At 64.5% G+C, this 2,553-nt stretch carries 2 protein-coding genes; both read left to right on the top strand.

Annotated features, from left to right (window positions below):
- Positions 1-43: 43 nt before the first annotated feature.
- Complete coding sequence (locus tag AC2TC0_RS16115; RefSeq protein ID WP_484718469.1) at positions 44-1,525, top strand: secretin N-terminal domain-containing protein; 1,482 nt, start codon at positions 44-46, stop codon at positions 1,523-1,525.
- Positions 1,503-2,300 (top strand): hypothetical protein, encoded by a 798-nt coding sequence (locus AC2TC0_RS16120; protein WP_484718468.1) that lies wholly within the window; start codon positions 1,503-1,505, stop codon positions 2,298-2,300. Before AC2TC0_RS16115 ends, AC2TC0_RS16120 begins: the two co-directional genes overlap by 23 nt.
- Positions 2,301-2,553: the final 253 nt, after the last annotated feature.

Raw genomic sequence — 2,553 nt, forward strand, 5'->3', positions numbered from 1 at the left:
GCGCCAGATTATTGCGCGCTTCGATGTCGACACATTAGCGGGCATGGAGTTTGAGCTCTATCGCCTCGAGAATGTCGATGCCGACACGCTCGTCGACGAACTCGGCCGCGTGTTCCAGCCGCCATACGATATCTTGGGCTCGCGCGTACGCGTCGTGCCGCTGCCGCGGCTGCGCTCATTGCTCGTGATCTCCGCCAATCGCGCTGACATCAGCCGCCTCGAGCCCTGGATCCGGCGGCTCGACGCCGGGGTTGCAGGCAAGCGACGGCTCTACAGCTATGCCGTCCAACACGGGCGCGCGCGCGATATCGCCGGCGCGCTGCAGCGCGTGGTGGGCAGCGGCACCGACGAGGCACCGTTTCAAGACGACACCCCGGCCCCCTTGCTCCCTGCACCCACCAGCGGTGGCGGTGCCGCCGATGACAGTCTGCCAGNGCAGCGCGTGGTGGGCAGCGGCACCGACGAGGCACCGTTTCAAGACGACACCCCGGCCCCCTTGCTCCCTGCACCCACCAGCGGTGGCGGTGCCGCCGATGACAGTCTGCCAGCGCCGACTGTGACCGCCCGCCGCCCAGGCAGCGATGCGCGCGGCGGCACCGGTCCGCGCATCGTGCCCAATGAAGCGACCAACGCGCTGCTCATCTTCGCCGACGGCGAAGAATATGAATTTATCCGCGATGCGCTCGCCAAGCTCGACCAGCCAGTCGCGCAGGTGCTGATCGAGGCGACGCTCGCCGAGGTCACGCTCGGCGATGATTTTGCCTACGGGATCAACTTCCGCGCGCTCACCGGCGATGCGACCATCGTCAATACGAGCAGCAACTCACTCACGCCCGCAGCCCAGGCACCGGGGTTCTCGGTATCACTGCTCACCGGCGACATCACCGGCGTTTTGAACGCGCTCCAGTCCAAAACCAATGTCCGCGTGCTGTCGGCGCCCAAGCTCATGGTACTCAACAACCAGACCGCCGAGCTGCAGGTCGGCGATCAGGTGCCGATCGTCACCCAGCAGCAGCAGGGGGTGGCCTCGCCCGGCGCGCCGCTGGTCAATACCATTGAGCTGCGCGATACCGGGGTGATCCTCAAGGTCACGCCGCGCGTCAACGACAGCGGCACGGTCACGCTCGACATCAGCCAGGAGGTGAGTGAGGTCGCGCAGACCACCACCTCGGGGCTCGATTCGCCAACCATCCAGCAGCGCCGCCTGTCGAGCACGGTCGCGACGCGCTCGGGCCAAATGATCGCGCTTGGCGGGCTCATCCGCGAACGCTCGGCGCGCACGCGGTCGGGCGTTCCGCTGCTCAGCCAAATCCCAATCATCGGCGGTTTGTTCGGGCGGCAGGAGCAGCTTGCCGGGCGCACCGAGCTCATCATCCTCTTGACCCCCACGGTCATCCGCGCGCCCGAAAATGTCGGCGCGGTGGTCGATGAGCTCTTGGGCGCGCTCGATGCCACCCGCCCGCTCGTCGAGCGCGCCCGCGAAACCCAGCTGCAGCCGCCCGTTGCGCCGCCGCCGATGCCCTGACGCGCAGCCGCCCGCGCGCGAGCGCGGCTATGTGCTGATCAGCGCGCTATGGCTGCTGCTGCTCGCTGGCGTGCTTACCGCGCTAATCCTTGCGCAGACGCGCGAGCGCGCCGAGGATGTCCGCGATGGCGGCGACACACTGCGGCTGCGCCATGCGCTCGCGAGCGCGATTGCGACGGTCAACGCCGACCGGCTGTTTGCAGGGCCAGCGAGCCGGTGGTGGAAGCTGCCAGCCGAGGGCAGGGTTGAGATTGATGGGGTGGCGGTGACGCTCATACTGTCGAACGAGGCCGAGCGGATAGACCTTAATCGCGCGAACCGCGCGGCGATGGTGGCGGCGTTGGACCGGTTGGCGCGGGAGCAGCCAGAAGCAATGGCTGGGGTTGAGCGCGATGCGCTGGTGCTGGCGATTGAGGCGCGGCGGGCGAGTGGGGTGCCGTTTTATAGTGCGCGGGAGGTGGCGGGGTTGGTGCCGGACGACGCCGTTCTGTTCGAGCCAAATGAGGCCAAACGCAAAGATGGGGCCGAAGCGAGTTCTGCCACCGCGAGATCGCAGGTCATGGATTACTTTACCGTTGCTAGCGGCCTTGAAGCGACGCGCATTTCAACGTCAATCGGCGCTTCGACTGAGTCATCGCAAGGGGATGCAGTTCGGGTTGTGGCTTGTGGACGTGTTGGGCAGCGACGCGGCTGTGTTGTGGAGGTAGGAAGGTTTGCGCTCCGCCCATCGCTCGGTTGGCAGCAAGTCGATGGGTGGGAAAATGTCGCCAACTAACGCGATGAGAATGCGCGGAGATGGGGATCTAAGTATAGTGCCACCTTAATACTAACCCCGAACGACTAGATAATTCTGTTATCTAGGTGTACAAATTTATAGGTAGGTCGAGTTTTACCATAATGTCGTTTACCGCTCAATATCACCGAATCTAAATCTAAAATCGGAAATACAAACTTCAATTTGACCGGCCCCCACCGAGTGGTCCGATCGGATTGTTAGTGCATTGACGCCTCCATCGCTAGTGTTGGCC

Source organism: Sphingopyxis sp. sgz302558, from assembly GCF_057220455.1.